The organism is Methylobacterium sp. PvR107 (assembly GCF_017833295.1).
In the GTDB taxonomy this organism is placed as follows: Bacteria; Pseudomonadota; Alphaproteobacteria; order Rhizobiales; family Beijerinckiaceae; genus Methylobacterium.
Genome location: NZ_JAFIBW010000001.1, coordinates 4213475 through 4231408 on the forward strand (window position 1 = coordinate 4213475; position 17934 = coordinate 4231408).

At 68.8% G+C, this 17934-nt stretch carries 16 protein-coding genes; 10 read left to right on the forward strand and 6 right to left on the reverse strand.

Going from position 1 to position 17934, the window contains the following annotated elements; genetic code table 11:
• Positions 1-241: 241 nt before the first annotated feature.
• The 4 genes from mnmA (at position 242) to JOE48_RS19875 (ending at position 4530) form a co-directional block, all read left to right on the forward strand.
• Complete coding sequence (gene mnmA / locus JOE48_RS19860; RefSeq protein WP_210035923.1) at positions 242-1396, forward strand: tRNA 2-thiouridine(34) synthase MnmA; 1155 nt, start codon at positions 242-244, stop codon at positions 1394-1396.
• Between the two features lie 25 nt (positions 1397-1421).
• Positions 1422-2075 (forward strand): class I SAM-dependent methyltransferase, encoded by a 654-nt coding sequence (locus JOE48_RS19865; RefSeq protein ID WP_210032342.1) that lies wholly within the window; start codon positions 1422-1424, stop codon positions 2073-2075.
• Positions 2072-2854, forward strand: coding sequence for a TVP38/TMEM64 family protein (locus tag JOE48_RS19870; RefSeq protein WP_210032344.1), 783 nt, complete (start codon positions 2072-2074; stop codon positions 2852-2854). Before JOE48_RS19865 ends, JOE48_RS19870 begins: the two co-directional genes overlap by 4 nt.
• Before the next feature lie 221 nt (positions 2855-3075).
• Positions 3076-4530: a HAMP domain-containing sensor histidine kinase gene (locus tag JOE48_RS19875; protein WP_312893305.1), complete on the forward strand. Its 1455-nt coding sequence runs from the start codon at positions 3076-3078 to the stop codon at positions 4528-4530.
• 216 nt (positions 4531-4746) lie between these two features.
• On the opposite strand, the gene bioB is transcribed toward JOE48_RS19875, so the two are convergent.
• Together bioB and JOE48_RS19885 are read right to left on the reverse strand one after the other, a co-directional pair.
• On the reverse strand, positions 4747-5745 hold the full coding sequence (gene bioB, locus JOE48_RS19880; protein WP_210032346.1) for a biotin synthase BioB: 999 nt from the start codon (positions 5743-5745) through the stop codon (positions 4747-4749).
• Positions 5746-5823: 78 nt separating this feature from the next.
• A complete protein-coding gene (locus JOE48_RS19885; protein WP_210032348.1) occupies positions 5824-6708 on the reverse strand; it encodes a fumarylacetoacetate hydrolase family protein in 885 nt (294 codons plus the stop codon).
• Positions 6709-7120: 412 nt separating this feature from the next.
• Here JOE48_RS19885 and JOE48_RS19890 point away from each other — a divergent pair, with 412 nt between their 5' ends.
• Positions 7121-8434, forward strand: a complete 1314-nt coding sequence (locus JOE48_RS19890) for an OmpP1/FadL family transporter (RefSeq protein ID WP_210032350.1) — start codon at positions 7121-7123, stop codon at positions 8432-8434.
• Positions 8435-8607: 173 nt separating this feature from the next.
• Here the strand turns inward: JOE48_RS19890 and JOE48_RS19895 are convergent, their stop codons facing one another.
• Entirely contained in the window at positions 8608-10356 is a 1749-nt protein-coding gene (locus tag JOE48_RS19895) for a PHA/PHB synthase family protein (protein WP_409518642.1), read from the reverse strand.
• 337 nt (positions 10357-10693) lie between these two features.
• Here JOE48_RS19895 and JOE48_RS19900 point away from each other — a divergent pair, with 337 nt between their 5' ends.
• Both JOE48_RS19900 and JOE48_RS19905 read left to right on the forward strand, forming a co-directional pair.
• On the forward strand, positions 10694-11044 hold the full coding sequence (locus tag JOE48_RS19900) for a hypothetical protein (RefSeq protein ID WP_210032355.1): 351 nt from the start codon (positions 10694-10696) through the stop codon (positions 11042-11044).
• 109 nt (positions 11045-11153) lie between these two features.
• Entirely contained in the window at positions 11154-12371 is a 1218-nt protein-coding gene (locus JOE48_RS19905) for an LL-diaminopimelate aminotransferase (protein WP_210032356.1), read from the forward strand.
• Positions 12372-12651: 280 nt separating this feature from the next.
• Here the strand turns inward: JOE48_RS19905 and JOE48_RS19910 are convergent, their stop codons facing one another.
• Together JOE48_RS19910 and JOE48_RS19915 are read right to left on the reverse strand one after the other, a co-directional pair.
• Entirely contained in the window at positions 12652-12951 is a 300-nt protein-coding gene (locus JOE48_RS19910; protein WP_210032358.1) for a DUF1330 domain-containing protein, read from the reverse strand.
• Positions 12952-13209: 258 nt separating this feature from the next.
• The gene (locus JOE48_RS19915; RefSeq protein WP_210032359.1) at positions 13210-13431 is read right to left on the reverse strand and encodes a DUF4287 domain-containing protein; all 222 of its coding nucleotides are present in this window, start codon (positions 13429-13431) and stop codon (positions 13210-13212) included.
• 321 nt (positions 13432-13752) lie between these two features.
• On the opposite strand from JOE48_RS19915, the gene JOE48_RS19920 reads away from it, so the two are divergent.
• From JOE48_RS19920 to prfB, 3 genes are all read left to right on the forward strand, one after another.
• Positions 13753-13965: a hypothetical protein gene (locus tag JOE48_RS19920; RefSeq protein ID WP_210032360.1), complete on the forward strand. Its 213-nt coding sequence runs from the start codon at positions 13753-13755 to the stop codon at positions 13963-13965.
• Between the two features lie 114 nt (positions 13966-14079).
• Positions 14080-14439: a hypothetical protein gene (locus tag JOE48_RS19925; protein WP_210032361.1), complete on the forward strand. Its 360-nt coding sequence runs from the start codon at positions 14080-14082 to the stop codon at positions 14437-14439.
• A 480-nt stretch (positions 14440-14919) separates the two neighbouring features.
• Positions 14920-16048, forward strand: a protein-coding gene (prfB, locus tag JOE48_RS19930) for a peptide chain release factor 2 (protein WP_210032362.1) whose coding sequence is annotated in 2 segments (ribosomal slippage) — positions 14920-14988 and positions 14990-16048 — 1128 coding nt in all. Because the reading frame shifts where the segments join, the coding sequence is not laid out codon by codon here.
• 247 nt (positions 16049-16295) lie between these two features.
• On the opposite strand, the gene ggt is transcribed toward prfB, so the two are convergent.
• Positions 16296-17897 carry a gamma-glutamyltransferase gene (gene ggt, locus JOE48_RS19935; RefSeq protein WP_210032363.1) on the reverse strand — a complete coding sequence of 534 codons (1602 nt, stop codon included), beginning with the start codon at positions 17895-17897 and terminating at the stop codon, positions 16296-16298.
• Positions 17898-17934 lie beyond the last annotated feature (37 nt).

Sequence of the window (17934 nt, forward strand, 5' to 3'; positions counted from 1 at the left end):
CTTTCGACATCCCACACAGCAAGGCGCGCGCCACCAAACGGATCGGATAAGTCTTTGAAAAATAGATGCTTCTCTTGTCGGGCTGCCGCGCTCTCAAGGCCGAAGCTGCCGTGCGCCCGGCAGGATCTGCCGAGCGGTCAGGGATGGGCGCGCCGGCTGCCCTGGAAAGCAGGGCGAAGTCCCGCTATAGACGCACCGTGCAGCCTGGAAGCTTCCGAGCCGGCGGCTGCGGACCTTCATGATGAACGCCCTCGATCTTCCCAAAGCCCCCCACGAGACGCGCGTCGTCGTCGCCATGTCGGGCGGCGTCGATTCCTCCGTGGTGGCAGGCCTGCTGAAGCGGCAGGGCTTCGACGTGGTCGGCGTGACCCTTCAGCTCTACGATCACGGCGCGGCGACGCATCGCAAGGGCGCCTGCTGCGCCGGCCAGGACATCAACGACGCCCGGGCCGCAGCCGAGCATCTCGGCATCCCGCACTACGTCCTGGATTACGAGGACCGGTTCCGCGACGCGGTGATCGAGAAGTTCGCCGAGAGCTATCTCGCGGGCGAGACACCGATCCCCTGCGTCGAGTGCAATCGCACGGTGAAGTTCCGCGATCTGCTCGGCCTCGCCCGGGACCTGAACGCCGACGCGCTCGCCACCGGCCACTACGTGGCGAGCCGCGCGCTGCCGGGCGGCGGGCGGGCACTGCATCGCGCCCTCGATCCCGCGCGGGACCAGAGCTACTTCCTCTACGCCACCACGGCCGAGCAGCTGGACTTCCTGCGCTTCCCGCTGGGCGAGCTGGAGAAGACCGAGACCCGCGCGCTCGCGAAGGAGCTCGGCCTGTCGCTCGCCGAGAAGCCTGACAGCCAGGACATCTGCTTCGTGCCGCAGGGCCGGTACAGCGACGTGATCGCCCGCCTCCGCCCGGATGCGGCGCGGCCCGGCGAGATCGTCGACCTCGCGGGGCACGTGCTCGGCCGACACGATGGCATCGTTCACTACACGGTGGGACAGCGGAAGGGCCTCGGCCTGTCGGGGCCCGAGCCGCTCTACGTGGTGCGCCTGGAGCCGGATCTGGCCCGCGTGGTGGTCGGTCCGCGCACCGCGCTGGCCACGACCCGCATCCGCCTCTCGGACCTGAACTGGCTTGGCGAGGGCCCGATCGAGGCCGTGCGCGATCTCCCCGTGGCGGTGCGCGTGCGCTCGACCCGGCCGCCGCGCCCGGCGACGCTCACGGCCGGGCCCGACGGCACCGCCGAGATCGTGCTCGCCGAGCCTGAGGACGGCGTGTCGCCGGGCCAGGCCTGCGCGATCTACGCGGATGACGGCCCCCGGGCGCGGGTGCTGGGCGGCGGCACCATCCGGCGCGTCGACGCGTTGTCGGCCCGGCCCCGCGAGGCCGCCTGATCTCAACCTCTGGAAATTGCGAACGATGCTGAGCGAGCCGCAGATGGCCGGGCCGAGCACGGCCCTGATGCGCAAGGCCTATGCCCGCTGGGCGCCAGTCTACGACGTGGTCTACGACAAGCTCACGGAGCCGGCGGCCCGCGCTGCCGTCGAGGCCGCCGCCGAGCACGGGCCGCGCATCCTGGAGGCCGGCGTCGGCACCGGGTTGGCGTTGGGCTACTATCCGAAGGCGAGCTTCGTCTGCGGCGTCGACCTGTCCGAGGACATGCTCAAGCGCGCCCGCGCCAAGGTCCGGCGCCGGAATCTGTCGCACGTGAAGGGCCTCCAGGTGATGGATGTCTGCCACCTGGGCTATGCCGATGCGAGCTTCGACGCCGTGGTGGCGCAGTTCCTGATCACCCTGGTGCCCGATCCCGAGGCCGCGCTGTCGGAGTTCCTGCGCGTGGTGCGGCCGGGCGGCGGCATCGTGCTGGCCAACCATTTCGGCCAGAGCGACGGCCCCGTCGCCCGCGTCGAGGAGATCGTGGCACCGCTCTGCACCAAGATCGGCTGGTCCTCGGACTTCAAGGCTACCCGGATCGAGGCCTGGGCCCGGCGCAACGGCGTCGAGGTGATCGGTCTGAAGCCGACCTTCCCGGGCGGGTTCTTCAAGATCCTGCGGATGCGCAAGCCCGGGTGAGGGACATCGCGCCCGCACCCGTCGCCCAGGGGCGCTGGCGTCGGTGGTTGCGCTGGCTGCCGCTCGTGCTGCTCCTGGGCGTGTCGGCGATCGCGCTCGTCTCGGGGGCCGCGCATCTTCTCAGCCTCGATCGACTCCTCGCCTCGCGCGCATGGCTGCGCGGCTTCGTGGAAGTCGGCTATCTGCGCGCGCTGGTTGCAGCCTACTGCCTCTATGTCGGGGCTGTCGTGGTGTCGGTGCCGGCCACGCTGATCCTGACCATGATCTGCGGCTTCCTGTTCGGGATCCTGCCGGGGGCGCTCACCGCGGTCTGTGCGGCGACCACGGGCGCCGCGATCGTGTTCGCCATCGGCCGCGGACCGGGCGCCGATCTGCTCCGCCGGATCGGCGGGACCCGCCTGGCCGGACTCGCCGAGGGCTTCCGCCGCGACGCCTTCGGTTACATCGTGATCCTGCGACTGCTGCCCCTGTTCCCGTTCTGGGTGACCAACATCGCGCCGGCCGCGTTCGGCGTGAAGATGCGCGTGTTCGTCCTCGCGACCTTCCTCGGTCTCCTGCCGGGCGCCCTCGTCTACGCGACCACGGGTGCCGGGATCGAGGACGTGGTTGCCGCTCACGAGACCGCCAAGGCGGCGTGCCTCGCGGCGGGCGAGGGCGGCTGCGACAATGCCCTGGCGCTGCGGGCGCTCGTCACGCCGAAAATGGTGGCGGGGCTTGCCCTGCTCGCGATCTTCGCCCTGGCGAGCCTGCTGGTGAGCCGGCGCGCCCGACGCTGTTGAGCGCCGCATTTCGAAGCGGTTCATGTGTTCCTGTGTCTAAGAACACATGCAACCGCCTGTGGGGGGTTGCCGTATAGTGCTCACCGTCGGGAGTCTGTATTCCCGCCTGCGAATCTGTGGCTTGCGAACATGTTTTCCGCGAAGGCCGGAACCGGCTCGAGCACCTGCGACTTCCACTCCGCCGATCCCCATCTGCGAAGCCCGCGCGGAGCGTGAACGGCGTGTCCCTCGAGTCCAACACCACGGTCGCGGCCCCGTCGGCGCCGGGGACGGCCTCCGCCCGCGAGGGGCTCGAGCGGCGCGTGGCGCGTCTCGGCCTGTCCGGCCGCCTGTTCCTCGTCACCGTCGCCTTCGTGGTGGTGGCCGAGGTTCTGACCTACGTGCCGGCGGTCGCCAATTACCGCATTGAGTGGATGTCCGACCGCCTGGCCGCCGCCCAGGTGGCGGCCCTGGTCCTGGACGGCAGGACCGGCGAGCCGGTCTCCGAGGCGCTGGAAAGCCGGCTGCTCGCCGGCGTCAACGCCCGGGCGATCGCGGTCCGCGGCGGCGGAGCCCAGCGCCTGCTCGCCATCGAGCCGATGCCGGAAACCGTGGCCGACACCGTCGATCTGCGGGATGTGACGTCCCTGTCCGCCATCCGCGGCGCGTGGCGCACGCTCGTCGCCCCGGTGCGTGAACCGATCCGCGTGGTCGGAGAGGGAGGTATCGGCTTCGACCGGGTCGAGATCATCCTCGACGAGGGGCCGCTGCGCACCGCAATGATCGACTACGCCCTGCGATTGTTGGTCTCGTCGCTGATCATCGCGGCGTCGGCGGCGGGCCTCGTCTTCGTGGTTCTGCAGGTTCTGATCGTGCGCCCGGTCCGGCGGCTCGCAAATAGCATTACGGCCTTCGCCGACGATCCGGAGGATGCCGGCCGGATCATCGCCCCGTCTCGCCGGAGCGACGAGATCGGGCAGGCCGAGCTCGCCCTCGGGCGGATGCAGCGCAGCCTCGCCGACCAGCTCCGCCAGAAGCGGCGGCTGGCCGAGCTGGGTCTTGCTGTCAGCAAGATCAGCCACGAGCTGCGCAATCTGCTCACCGGCGCCCAGCTCCTGGGCGACCGCCTGGAGGGTACCGCAGATCCGACCGTCCAGCGGGTGGCGCCCCGTCTGGTCGGAACGCTGGCCCGGGCGATCCGCTTCTGCGAAGCGACACTCGCCTACGGGCGCGTCTCCGAGCGGGCGCCGCACCTGACCAGCACACCGCTGGCGCCGCTCTTCGCCGAGCTTCCGGATCTCGCGGCGCTGGCGGAACATCCCGTCGCCGTTCAGGTGGCGGCGGACGGCCTGAGCGTCCAGGCCGATCCGGAGCAGCTCAGCCGGGCGCTCGCCAATCTCGTCCGCAACGCCGTGCAGGCCCTGGACGGCGCCGCGGTCGAGGGGGCGGAGGTGCGGGTCACCGCCTGCCGCGAGGAGCCGGGCCGCGTGACCATCCTGGTCGCGGACAACGGCCCGGGCCTGCCGGCACGCGCGCGGGAGAACCTGTTCGCGCCGTTCCAGGGATCCATGCGCTCGGGCGGCACTGGGCTGGGCCTCCCGATCGCCGCCGAGCTGATCGGGATCAACGGCGGCACGCTCAGCCTCGACGGCTGTGAGCCGGGGGCGCGGTTCCGGATCGCGCTGCCGGAGGGCTGAGCCCAGAATCTGCCGGGCCGTCATTCCGGGCTCGCCTGCGGCGCCCCGCAATGACGGCGGCTTCACCACATCCGGGTGCCGGTGAGGCTCCCAAGGTCCGCGCCGCCAGTCTCCGTCATGGTTGCGATGCGGGCACGATCAATCTGATAGCGATGTCCATCGCTTCGCTTGCGCGCGCGCGAACCGCCATGTCTGATCTGCGGCGCGTCCGCAGCCCTACTCGGCCGCGGCGCGAACCGGCTCGCCGACGCGGATGCCGAGATCGGCCAGCAGGGCCGCGTCGTCGTCCTGGCCGTTATTGGCGGTGGTGAGCAGGCGCTCGCCGTAGAAGATCGAGTTGGCGCCCGCGAGGAAGCACAGAACCTGCGCCTCGCGGGTCAGGCTCTTGCGGCCGGCGCTCAGCCGCACCCGGGACCGCGGCATCACGATCCGCGCCGTGGCGCACATGCGCACGAGGTCGAACGGATCCACCGCCGGCTGGTCCTCGAGCGGCGTGCCGGGCACCGCAACAAGCGCGTTGATCGGCACGCTCTCGGGCTGGGGCGCGTGGTTGGCCAGCACCTGCAGCATCGCGGCGCGGTCGGTGATGCCCTCGCCCATCCCGACGATCCCGCCGCAGCAGACGCCGATCCCGGCTTCGCGGACGTTCTCCAGCGTCTGGAGGCGCTCGTCGTAGGTCCGCGTCGAGATGATGTCGCCGTAGAAATCCGGGCCGGTATCGAGATTGTGGTTGTACGAGGTGAGCCCCGCCTCCGCGAGACGGCCGGCCTGGGAGGGTGTGAGCATGCCGAGCGTCACGCAGGCTTCCATGCCCAGCCCGCGCACGCCGCGCACCATCGCCAGCACCGCGTCGAATTCCGGGCCGTCCTTCGGCTGGCGCCAGGCGGCGCCCATGCAGAAGCGCTGGGCGCCGGCGGCCTTGGCGGCGGCGGCCTCGGCCAGAACCGTCTCCACCGCCATCAGCCGTTCGCGGGCGATCCCCGCGCCCTTGTGATGCGCCGATTGCGGGCAGTAGGCGCAATCCTCCGGGCATCCGCCGGTCTTGATCGACAGGAGCGCGGCGCGCTGGATGTCGGCCGGGTCGTTGTGCCGGCGGTGCAGCTGCGCGGCCCGGAAGACGAGGTCCATCAGCGGAAGGTCGTGGATCGCGCGGATCTCGGCCACGCTCCAGTCGTGGCGGATATCGGTCGCGTGCGGGTCGGCGGCTTGGCTCATAGTTCCCTTGAGTGGGATCGGCGACGAAAAATCAAGCGTCTCCGCGCGAAGCGGGCCCCGCGGAGGCTGCGCGCCCGCTCAATCGGTCGGTTGGCCGGCCGAGACCTTGGCGGTCCAGTCGTCGAAGGCGATGACCTTCTGGCGCTGCTCGCCGAGCCGCTCGATGCGCAGCACCATCTCGTCGCCCGCCTTGAGGTACCGCGGCGGCTTCATGCCGAGGCCGACGCCCGGCGGGGTGCCGGTGGTGATCACGTCGCCGGGTTCCAGCAGCATGAAATGCGACGTGTAGGCGACGAGCTGGGGCACGTCGAAGATCATCGTCGCGGTGGAGCCGGTCTGGCGGCGCTCGCCGTTCACGTCGAGGCTCATGGCGAGATTCTTCAGGTCGGGAATCTCGTCGAGGGTCACCAGCCAGGGACCGAGCGGCCCGAAGGTCGGCGCACTCTTGCCCTTGGTCCAGGTCGGACCGCGGTTCATCTGCCACTCGCGCTCGGAGACGTCGTTGCAGATGCAGGCGCCCGCCACGTAGCTCAGCGCCTCGTTGGCGTGAACGTAGCTGGCGCGCCGGCCGATCACGACGGCGAGCTCCACCTCCCAATCGGTGCTGTGCGAGCTCTTGGGGATGATCACCGTATCGTTCGGCCCGCACAGGCTCGACGGCGCCTTGTTGAAGATGATCGGCTCGGCGGGGATCGGCGAGCCGGTCTCGGCGGCGTGGTCGGCGAAGTTCAGCCCGATGGCGACGACGTTCCGGGTGCCGCCAACGCAGGGGCCGAGCCGCACGTCCGGCGGCAGCTTCGGCAGGGTCTCGGGATCGAGGGCCCGCAGCCGCGCCAGCGACTCGGGCGCCAGCGCCGGGCCGGCGATGTCACGGACGATGCCCGACAGGTCGCGCAGCCCTCCATTCGCATCCACGAGGCCGGGCTTCTCGTCGCCGCTCGGGCCGTGCCGGAAGAGCTTCATCGCCGCAATCCTTATCCTTCCCTGGTGCCGGTCTGCGCCGGACGGCGGGACCATGGCCGGGTGCCCGGCCCGGCGCAAGCGCACGGGTCGGGTCGCCGGCCCTCGCGGGGTGTCGCAACGGCGCAACAGGCCGGCGGAAAAGTGCAGATCTGATCGTTTCCGGACCTATTGTTCATAACGAAGAATGTCGGAGACAACTCAAGATTAAAGCCGTGACTATTGATGATCGTCCCGCTGCGCTTGTGCGCGGATGTCTATCGCAGTCGTTCTTCCGCGCCTCGTCTTGGCGCTGGATAGGACGATGATCGTTGCGAGTCAGCCCGTAAAACCGGCACCATGCACGAAACGGCGCCGGATAACGGGTCTCGGGCAAGCAATCGGCGCCGGGCAGAACAAGGATCTGGGGGACAAGATGGGCGGGACAGTGCGCGCGGCGATGCTCGCAGCCACGGTGGCGATCCTCGGCGTCGGGGAAGCGCAAGCGGGAGCCTTCGGCATCCGGGAGCAGAGCACCGAGGCACAGGGCCTCGCCTTCGCGGGCGCGGCGTCCGGCTCCGGCGGCGTCTCATCGATCTTCTGGAATCCCGCGACGATCACGATGAACCCGGGCTTCGTCGCGGAGCAGAACTTCACCTATATCGGCCTGTCCTCGACGATCCGTCCGGATTTCGGCACCAATCCGGGTTTCGCGCGGCTGGGCGGCTCGGGCGATATCGGCCAGGGCGCCGTGGTCCCGGCGGGCGCCACCTCCTATCAGCTCAACGACCGCCTGTGGCTCGGCCTCTCGACCGGAGCCCCCTTCGGCCTCGTCACCAAGCCGCATCAGGTGTGGGCCGGCGAGGTCTACGGGCGCTCGTCGCGGATCTTCTCGCTGGCGATCAACCCGGTGCTCGGCTTCAAGGTCAACGAGTGGCTGTCGGTCGCGGCCGGCCCGAACGTCGAGTATTTTCGCCTGACCTTGCGCCAGGCTCTGCCGATCCCCGGGATCCAGCCGACCGTCTATCCGAGTTCCTTCCTCAAGGGTGAGTCGTGGGGGGCGGGCTTTACCGCCGGCGCCACGCTGACGCCGCGCGACGGGACGGTTCTGGGCATCGGCTACCGCTCCTCGGTGCATCACGACATCGACGGCTCGATCGGCGTGCCGCTGGTCGCGCTGGCGCCGCTGGCCGGGCAGGTCCGCGCGCGGCTGAACACGCCCGAGAAGCTGAGCGTCGGCCTGACCCAGGCGATCTCGCCGGTGGCCCGCGTGAATCTCGGCTTCGAGTGGGACAATTGGTCGAGGCTCGGCAATATCGGCATCGTCTCGAAGACGCTGGGCCTGCCGGTCAACTCCCTGCCGCTCAACTACAAGGACGGCTATACCTACTCGATCGGCGCCGAGTACGACGCCAGCGCGAACCTGACATTGCGGACCGGCTTCGCCTACGAGACGTCGCCAATCGACTTCACGAACCGGTCGGTGCGCCTGCCCGACGGCGACCGCTACAACGTCTCGGTCGGCGCCAGCTACCGCTGGAGCCAGGCTCTGACCCTCAACGTCGCCTACTCGCACTTTTTCCTGAACCGGTCGCGGATCCTGGCCGGCATCGGCCGCGATTACAACGTCGGCAACATCGCCTTCGCGGGCGTGGTCGATTCCAGCGCCGACATCGTCTCGGTGGGCTTCCGCTACGTGTTCGGCGCCCCGCCGCCCCCGGCCCCCGCACCGCTGGTGCGGAAGTACTGAGGCGTTCGCCTTAATGGCTTCGCTTCGCTTCGGTCGTCCTTGCGAGCGCAGCGAAGCCATCCAGAGGCAGCGCCACGCTGACAGAAGTCGCGCTGCCCTGGGTCACCTCGCTCCGCTCGCGATGACGGTGCGGTGACCGAGCTGATCCCGTTCCGACCCAGGAACGCGTCGCCTCAGGCACGCATCCGGACGTAGGTTCCCGGGGCCGGCCCCAGAGATTGCAGCGCGTCGCCGCCCGGCTGCCGGGCTGGGACACGCTCGGGAGCCTGCGCCTCGATCCACTGGAACCAGTAGGGCCACCACGAGCCCTTGGTCTCGACCGCGGCGGCGATCCACGATTCCAGCGTTCCCTTCACCGGGCCGCCGGTCCAGTAGCCGTATTTCGGCTTGGCCGGCGGGTTGATTACGCCGGCGATGTGGCCCGAGCCCGCGAGCACGAAGTCGACCTTGCCGCCAAAGGCCTTCGAGCCCTCGAACACCGACAGGGCCGGCGCGATGTGGTCTTCGCGGGTGGCGAGGTTGAAGATCGGCACCTGCACCTTCTTGAGGTCGAGGCGCACATTTCCGAGCACCATCCGGCCCTGCGCCAGCGTGTTGTCGAGGTAGCAGTTGCGCAGGTAGAAGGAATGATTGGCCGCCGGCATCCGGGTGGCATCTGAATTCCAGTAGAGCAGGTCGAAGGCCGAGGGCGTCTTGCCCTTGATGTAGTTGTTCACGACGTAGGGCCAGATCAGGTCGTTCGGCCGGAGCATGTTGAAGGCGTTGGCCATCCGGGCGCCGTCCAGGTAGCCCTGGTCGGCCATGCGCGCCTCGATCTGGCGGATCTGCTCCTCGTCGGCGAAGACCTTCAGGTCGCCCGCATGGGTGAAGTCGACCTGGGTGGTGAGCAGCGTCGCGCTCTTGATCCGTCGGTTGCCCGTGGCCGCCTGCATGGCCAGCGTCACGGCGAGCAGCGTGCCGCCCACGCAGTAGCCGGCCGCCGTGACCTCAGTCTCGCCGGTGGCGACGCCGATCGCGTCGATGGCCGCCTCGATCCCCTCACGCATGTAGGATTCGAAGTCCTTGTCGGCGTGGCGCGAATCCGGGTTCACCCAGGAGATGCAGAAGACCGTCAAGCCCTGATCGACCATCCACTTGAAGAAGCTCTTCTGGGGGTTGAGGTCGAGAATGTAGAACTTGTTGATCCAGGGCGGTACCATGAGGAACGGGCGCTTCAGCACGGTGTCGGTGGTGGGCGCGTACTGGATCAGCTCGATCAGGTCGTTGCGGAACACCACCTCGCCGGGTGTGACCGCCATGTTCCGGCCGACCTCGAACCCGCTCGGGTCGGTCTGGCGCACGCGCAGATGCCCGCCGCCGGCCTCCAGATCCTCCTCGTACATCTTCAGCCCGCGGACGAGGTTGGCGCCGTTCTCCTGCAGGGTGTGGCGGATCAGCTCCGGGTTGGTCGGCAGGAAGTTCGAGGGCGAGAGCATGCTGGTGAACTGGCGCAGATAGAACTGCGCCTTGTGGCGCGTGTGCGCGTCGAGGCCCTCGGCCTCGTCGACGAGGCTCTCGGCCCAGCGGGTGGCGAGCAGGTAGGCCTGCTTGATGAAGTCGAAATACGGGTTGGTCGACCACTCGGCATGGGCGAAGCGTCCGTCCCGCGGCTCGGGGAGCGCCACCGGATCGGCGGCTTGGCCCTGCAGGCGCAGGTAGGTCGAGCCCCACAGCGTCAGGAAGGCCTGCGACAGGCGTGCCTGCGCCTCGGCGCTCCGGCTGGGGTCGGCGAGCCAGGTCTCGGCCACCTTTCCGAGAACCTTGGCCGCCTCGTTCATCTCGTCGCCGGGGCCGCCGGCCTGCCCTTCCGGCGTGAGGAGGCGGGCGACGTTGCGGCCCATCGCCTCCACGAACTGGCCCGCGTTGCGGGTCAGCGCCTCGATATCCGGAGGTGGGGCCTGAAGCCCGTCCGTCCTCGCACCGGTTGAGACCGTCTTCGGAGGTGCGGTCCGATCCGGCGCCTGCGGGCTCGTCAAGCGTGCCTCCCTGTGTTTGGTCTGTCGACCCGATGGCGCGGGCCTCGTTTCCGACAAAATAAGGAGTGAGCCAGATGTTTCGCCAGCCCGGCTCCGATCCGCGCCGAAACATCCGGCCGATCTTCTCATGGGCATGTGACTTAGGCATGTGATTTGGGCATGTGATTTGGGCATGTGATTTGGGCATGTGACGATGGAGCGCGCCATTTTGAACCCCGTCGCGCGTGCGCATCGCGGCGCCACGATGCCTCGGATCGCCGGTGCGGCCGTCGTGGCGCTCCTGGTGGGATCTCTGGCGGCCTGCTCGGGCGACGTCGTGCGCACCCTGGCCTCCGATGCAGGCTATGGGCCACGGAAGGTCGCGGCGCCGGATTTCGTCGCGGAGTCCCGCGGCAAGGATCAGCCCGACTTCATGCCGGTGGGCGTCGATGCGCCGAAGCGCCCGGTCCGGGCCAAGTCGGTCACCGGTCAGAAGGCTCTGGAGGCGGAGCTGGAAGGCGCCCGCGGGCGCAACGAGGCGCGCGGGCGCGCCGCCGCGAGTGCCGGTCAAGGCGCCGCGGCCACGATCAAACCGGCTCCGGCGCCACCGCAATAGCCTCGCTTTTGTGGGTCGGCGACGGCGCGCAAATCTGCTACGGCAGATGGTTCGCGCGACCGGCACCGACGAAAGACGCCAGATTCGGGACGCGCCGATGGACAGGCCCATGACCGACTTCCACCGCATCAAGCGACTGCCGCCCTACGTCTTCGAGCAGGTCAACCGGATCAAGGCCGCCGCCCGCGCACAGGGTGCCGACATCATCGACCTCGGCATGGGCAATCCGGATCTCGATGCGCCGAAGCACGTCATCGCCAAGCTGTGCGAGACCGCCGGCCGTCCCCGAACCGACCGCTACTCGGCGTCCAAGGGCATCGCGGGCCTCCGCCGGGCGCAGGCCGGCTACTACCAGCGCCGCTTCGGCGTGAGCCTCAATCCCGACACGCAGGTCGTGGCGACCCTGGGCTCCAAGGAAGGCTTCGCCAACATGGCCCAGGCGATCACCGCCCCGGGTGACGTCGTGCTGGTCCCGAACCCGAGCTACCCGATCCACGCCTTCGGCTTCCTGATGGCCGGCGGCGTCATCCGCTCCGTGCCGGCCGAGCCGACCCCGGCGATGTTCCCGGCGCTCGAGCGGGCCATGCGCCACTCGATCCCGAAGCCGGTGGCCCTGGTGGTCTGCTACCCGTCGAACCCGACCGCCTACGTCGCGAGCCTCGATTTCTACCGGGACCTCGTTGCCTTCGCGAAGCAGCACGAGCTGATCCTGCTGTCGGACCTCGCCTACGCGGAGGTCTATTTCGACGGCAACCCGCCGCCCTCCGTGCTGCAGGTGCCGGGCGCGATCGACTGCACGGTGGAGTTCACCTCGCTGTCGAAGACCTACTCGATGGCCGGCTGGCGCATGGGCTTTGCGGTGGGCAACGAGCGCCTGCTCGCGGCGCTGACCCGGGTGAAGTCCTACCTCGATTACGGCGCCTTCACGCCGATCCAGGTCGCCGCGACGGCCGCCCTCAACGGGCCGGACGACTGCATCCACGAGATGCGCAGCATCTACAAGAAGCGCCGCGACGCGCTGGTGGAATCCTTCGGCAAGGCCGGCTGGACGATCCCGTCGCCTGCGGCCTCGATGTTCGCCTGGGTCCCGATCCCGGAGCGCTACCGCGAGATGGGCAGCCTCGAATTCTCCAAGCTGCTCCTGGAGAAGTCCGACGTGGCGGTGGCGCCCGGCATCGGCTTCGGCGAGTTCGGCGACGAGTACGTCCGCATCGCGCTGGTGGAGAACGAGCAGCGCATCCGGCAGGCGGCCCGCAACGTCCGCCGCTTCTTCGACGGTGGCGACAAGACCCTGCACAACGTCATGCCGATGGCCCGGGTCGGCTGAAGCGCCGTCCGGCGAATCGGGATCCGGTTCGTCTCGAGATCGCGCGATTTCGCGAAGATCTTTAGCCGCCGCCCCGGTGCTGCCGGGGCGGCGGCTTTTTTCGTCGGCAGACGAGGTTCACTAGCCGTCGCGCGGGTCTGCATTCGACCCCCCACTGGACGAATCCAGAGTGCAAGCGTGCTATCCGAGGGCGCTCTTATCGGCGATCCCTCGCCGCTTCATTCGGCAGCCGGAACGGCGGAACCTTCGCGTCGAAAGTTTGGGCTCTGGCCTGATCGCGCTATTCAGCGGCAATCCAGCCATCCACGAGCACCATCCTTGACGGCGCGCTGTCCAGTCGCAGCTTCAGCAGCGGTGCATATTCGGGACTGTTGTAGAATTTTTGAGCAGCGTCGGCCGAAGGAAATTCAATTATTACCAGCCGCTTGAAGCCAAAATCTCCTTCTATGGGCTGTAATTTGCCAGCTTTAACAAGATAACGACCACCGAATTTGGCGATGACCGGAGGAACGAGCTCTCGATAGCGGTCAAATTCTTTTTGATCGCGCACATCAATATCCACAATGAGATAGGAAGTCATTGCGTTCACTCCCATGCAAGCCTTGGGAATCTTCGATGCACTCGGTCAAATCAGATGATTTGCATCTTACTTGCAAATTTTTCGATGAACAAGGGATGGAAACACTATTGCCCTTCACTGTCAGGTGCATGTCGCCGGGCGGCGTACGTTGTCGCCGATACGTGAGCCGATGGTCCGTGGAGCGCCCCGTATGCGAGTGGCGTCTGGTTTGTCGACTCCGCCACTCGGAAGCGGCAAGCGCCGGCTCCCCGCGTGCGATTACCGCTTCTCTGCAGCCAGGACCGCCGCCACGATCGCATTGGCGTGTCCGTGACCCATTCCATGTTCGGTCTTCAGCATCGCGACCAGGTCCATGTGTTTGGCCGGAAGCTTGTCGCGCACGCGTTGCAGCCATTCGCCGATGGGGCGCCCATACGTCTTCTCGATGGATGGGAAGTACGAGGCCGGTCCCTTGGTGGCTTCAGCAGGCACGGCGAGCATGCTCCGGACGATGCTGTCTGCCGGCAATTCGGTCCTGCGGCCGTCCACAGCGCAAAGCACTTTACCGGTTCATGCACGTTGCCCGTCAAGACCCGCTCAAAGGCAACCCATCGCCCGAAAATCTGTCCCCGCATGCGATCCGGCGCCGGCGACGTGACCGTGTCCCCGGCGGCGGACCTCACCACCGGCGGCTCGACCCGGATTGTTGCCGCGGGGCGACAGACTCCGCCAAAGGCGTCCTTGCCCGGCGCCGGCGCTTGTCAGGGCGGATCGTGATGGCCAGGGTCAGGCGCGGGGGTCTTCCCGCGTCCCGAGAGCCGCATGCGCCGCCTGAACCTGATCGCCGCCCTGCTGCTGGCCGCCGCGGCCTCGGCCTGCGCGCCGAACCCGATCATCGCCCGCGATCCGGTGCCCGCCCCGGGCCCGGCGGACGTGTACGCGTGCGACTCGAAGCCGTTACCGCTCAACACCTTCATGACGGATTGCCGCCCCGTGCCGGCGAGCCCGCAGGTTGTCCTGCGCGCCCGCGGCTGATCCGGCCCAGCATTTCGGTAACCGGTCGGCTCGGACAGGCCGGACAATCCGCCCGCGATCAGCTAGACTGTAGGACAATTGCCGGCCCGGCCGGCCCCCGTGACGGAGCATCGCGTGAGCACCAAGACCCTGATCGCCGCCGGTCTGCTTGCCCTCGTGGCGGGGCAGGGCGCCTCCGCGTCGGATTCGGCCTATCCGCCCGCGCCCTACCAGCCGCGGGCCTTCGTGTTCACCGCCCCGAACGGCCCGACGGTCCTGCAGACGGAGGGCTGCTGCCAGGTGATCGTGCCGCCGGGACGCCCCGACCTCGCCGTCCCGCCAGTGCCGGTGGCCGAGGTGATGAACGGCGGCGGCTTCGGCTATACCGGCTTCGACTATTTCAACGACCAGATCACCGAAGGCCGCTTCGGCGCGCGCAAGCGGCCGAAGGAATACGTGATCGCCCCGTCCTACATCATCCCGCCGCGGTACTGAGCCGCCGCAAGGCGCCCGCCGGAGGCAGCATCCCTTACGGGATCCGTGGCTCGGGCGCTCGCGCCCGCCACGCCGTCGGCTCGGGTCGGCACGACGAGTGCTGTTCTCGATCGGGTTGCGCCGATCCAGACGATGGGCGCCCTCGGACGAGACAGCGACGTGCCCCTCTCCCGTGCGCGAGAGGGTAGGGGGCGAGAAGCGTCAGGCACGACCGCACCACCGCCTTGCGTGCCGGTCGTGCCGCGTCCGGACAGACCCGATCCCTCATCCTGTCCCTCTGCCGCGCGGGAGAGGGGACTTGCGCCTCGTCTGGTACGTCCATCAACCCCATCTCAACCGGATCGGTAACGCCTCCGGCCCTGCGCGCGGGGGGAACCCGTGCTGACGACGATGCGGCGGCGTTTACAGGGCGCGCCCCGGGAGGTATCACCCCGGCCCGACACGACCCCTCTCTCCTGCACCTCATTCCCAAAAAACCAGATGCGCGCCGAGATCGAGCAAGCCTCGGATGCCGCCAAGCAGTCTATAGGGCTGCTGAGGAGGCATCTTTGACTGGGATACAGTCGATAAACGCCTCGCGGAGCTGAACGCGGCTTCCGAGAATCCTGACCTCTGGAACGATGCCGAGGCCGCCCAGAAGGTCATGCGCGAGCGCCAGCAGCTCGACGAGGCCGTCACGGCGATCAAGAAGCTCGAGCGCGATCTCGAGGACGGCGCCACGCTGATCGAACTCGGCGAGATGGAGGGTGACGAATCCTCGATCCGCGAGGGCGAGGCCGCGATCCTGGCGGTCGAGAAGGAGGCCGCGAGCCGGCAGGTGGAGACCCTGCTGTCCGGCGAGGCCGACGGGTTCGATACCTATCTCGAGGTCCATGCCGGCGCCGGCGGCACCGAGAGCCAGGATTGGGCCAACATGCTCCAGCGCATGTACGCCCGCTGGGCCGAGCGCCGGAAGTACAAGGTCGAGGTCGTCGAGATGACCGACGGCGAAGAGGCCGGGATCAAGGGCGCCACGCTCCTGATCAAGGGCCACAACGCCTATGGCTGGTTGAAGACGGAGTCCGGCGTGCACCGGCTGGTGCGGATCTCGCCCTACGATTCCAGCGCCCGGCGGCACACCAGCTTCGCCAGCGTCTGGGTCTACCCGGTGATCGACGACCGGATCGAGATCGAGATCAAGGAATCCGATTGCCGGATCGACACCTACCGGTCGTCCGGCGCCGGCGGCCAGCACGTCAACACCACCGACTCGGCGGTGCGCATCACCCACAATCCCACCGGGATCGTGGTGGCGTGTCAGCAGGAGCGCTCGCAGCACAAGAACCGGGCGACCGCCTGGAACATGCTGCGCGCCCGACTGTACGAGGCGGAGTTGAAGAAGCGCGAGGAGAAGGCCAACGCCGAGGCCGCCTCCAAGACCGATATCGGCTGGGGCCACCAGATCCGGTCCTACGTGTTGCAGCCGTACCAGCTGGTGAAGGATTTACGCACCGGCACCCAGTCGACCGATCCGGACGAGGTCCTCGACGGCGACATCGACCCGTTCATGGAAGCCTCGCTCGCCCAGCGGGTCTTCGGCGGCGTCGAGGCGGTCGAGGATATCGACTGAGTTGAGAAGCAGCCAGTTACGCTCCTCTCCCTCCCCCCTCTGTGGGGGGAGGGTGGCCCGCGAAGCGGGTCGGGAAAGGGGAGAAACGGTGCGGGACAGAGCTCCGCCCGCTGCGTAAGCTGCCTTTTCCGGAACCGGTGCACGCCTCTTGCTGGACGACGTCGCGGCCCGACCCCTGCTGACGCTGGGGATCCCCTCCCCCACAGAGGGGGGAAGGGGATTCCGCGGCGCCGCGCTTGCCGGCCCGTCAATACCCCAGCGCCGCCCCATCCTTGCGCGGGTCCGATCCGGCCGCCAGCGTGCCGGCCGCGCGGTCGATCCAGATGACCTGCCCGCCGCCGAGCGGCAGCGGCGCGCGGATCGCCGGGTGGCCGCGCTCCTTCAGCCCCGCCATGACCGCGTCGGGGATCCCGCCCTCCACCTCCAGGCTGCCGCCATAGGCGAAGCTGCGCGGGGCATCGAGGGCCTCCTGCACGTCGAGCCCCCGGTCGAGCAGACCGGAGAGCAGCTCGACATGGCCCATGGCCTGATAGTGTCCGCCCATGACGCCGAACGGCGCGACCGCCTGCCCATCCTTCATCAGCATGCCGGGAATGATCGTGTGCATCGGCCGCTTGCCCGGCCCGACGCTGTTCGGGTGGCCGCCCTCCGTGCGGAAGGACAGGCCGCGATTGTGGAGCAGAACGCCGCTCTCGGGCGCCAGGATGCCCGAGCCGAAGCCCTGGAAGATCGAGTTGATCAGCGACAGCGCGTTGCCGTCCCGGTCGACCACGCAGAGGTAGACGGTGTCCTTGTGGGCGCGGCCCTCGGCGACTTCCCGGGCGATCTCGGGGTAGATCTCAGGGGCTCGGGCTTGGCCCATGTCGATCGCACCATGGGCGGCGGCCTTCCACGCGTCGGAGAGCAGGTGCTCGACCGGCACGTTGGCGAGGGCCGCGTCGCCGAACAGCACGTCGCGGTGGTGGTAGCCCTGCTTGCACACCTCGGCGAAGAGGTGGAGCCGGTCGAGCTCCGACAGCGCGCCGACATCGTAGTGCGACAGCACGTTCAGCATCATCAGCGCCGCGAGGCCCTGGCCGGCGGGCGGGCACTCGTAGACATCGTAGCCGCGGTAGCGGGTCGAGACCGGCACGACCACGTCGGGCCGGGCGGCGGCGAAGTCGTCCAGGGTGTGCAGGCCGCCCAGTGCGTTCAGCCGGCTCACCATGTCCTCGGCGACGGGCCCCGTGTAGAAGGCGCGCGCCCCCGCCTCGGCGATCGTCCGGAGCGTCGCCGCGAGCTTCGGCAGGCGGACGACGCTGCCGATCGCCGGCACCTGTCCGCCGGGCAGGTAGGTCTCGGCGGCGTCGGGATCGGCGGCCACACGCTCGGCGCCGCGCAGCCAGTCCCAGCCGACCCGCTGCTGCACGACGAACCCGTTCTCCGCGTAGCCGATCGCCGGCTGGAGCAACTCGCCGAGGGACCGGGTGCCGTGCTCGCGCACCAGCAGGTCCCAGGCCGCGACCGCGCCCGGTACCGTAACCGCGTGCGGCGAGGTCGGCGTGATCGCGACGCCGTGCTCGGCGTACCAGTCGGGCGTCGCAGCGGCCGGCGCCCGGCCGGAGCCGTCGAGGGCGATGGGCTTGGTTGCGCCCGCGGGGGCGTAGAGCGCGAAGCAATCGCCGCCGATGCCGGTCATAAGCGGATCGACCACGCATTGCACGGCCACCGCCGCGATCCCGGCATCGACGGCATTGCCGCCGGCGCGCAGCACCTCGATGGCGGCGAGCGTTGATAGCGGGTGCGAGGTCGCGACGGCCGCGTTGGCGGCGTAGACCGGGGAGCGGCCGGGGGTGGAGAAGTCTCTCACGGGATGTCCTGTAATTTCTGAGTCGTCCAGTGTTTCC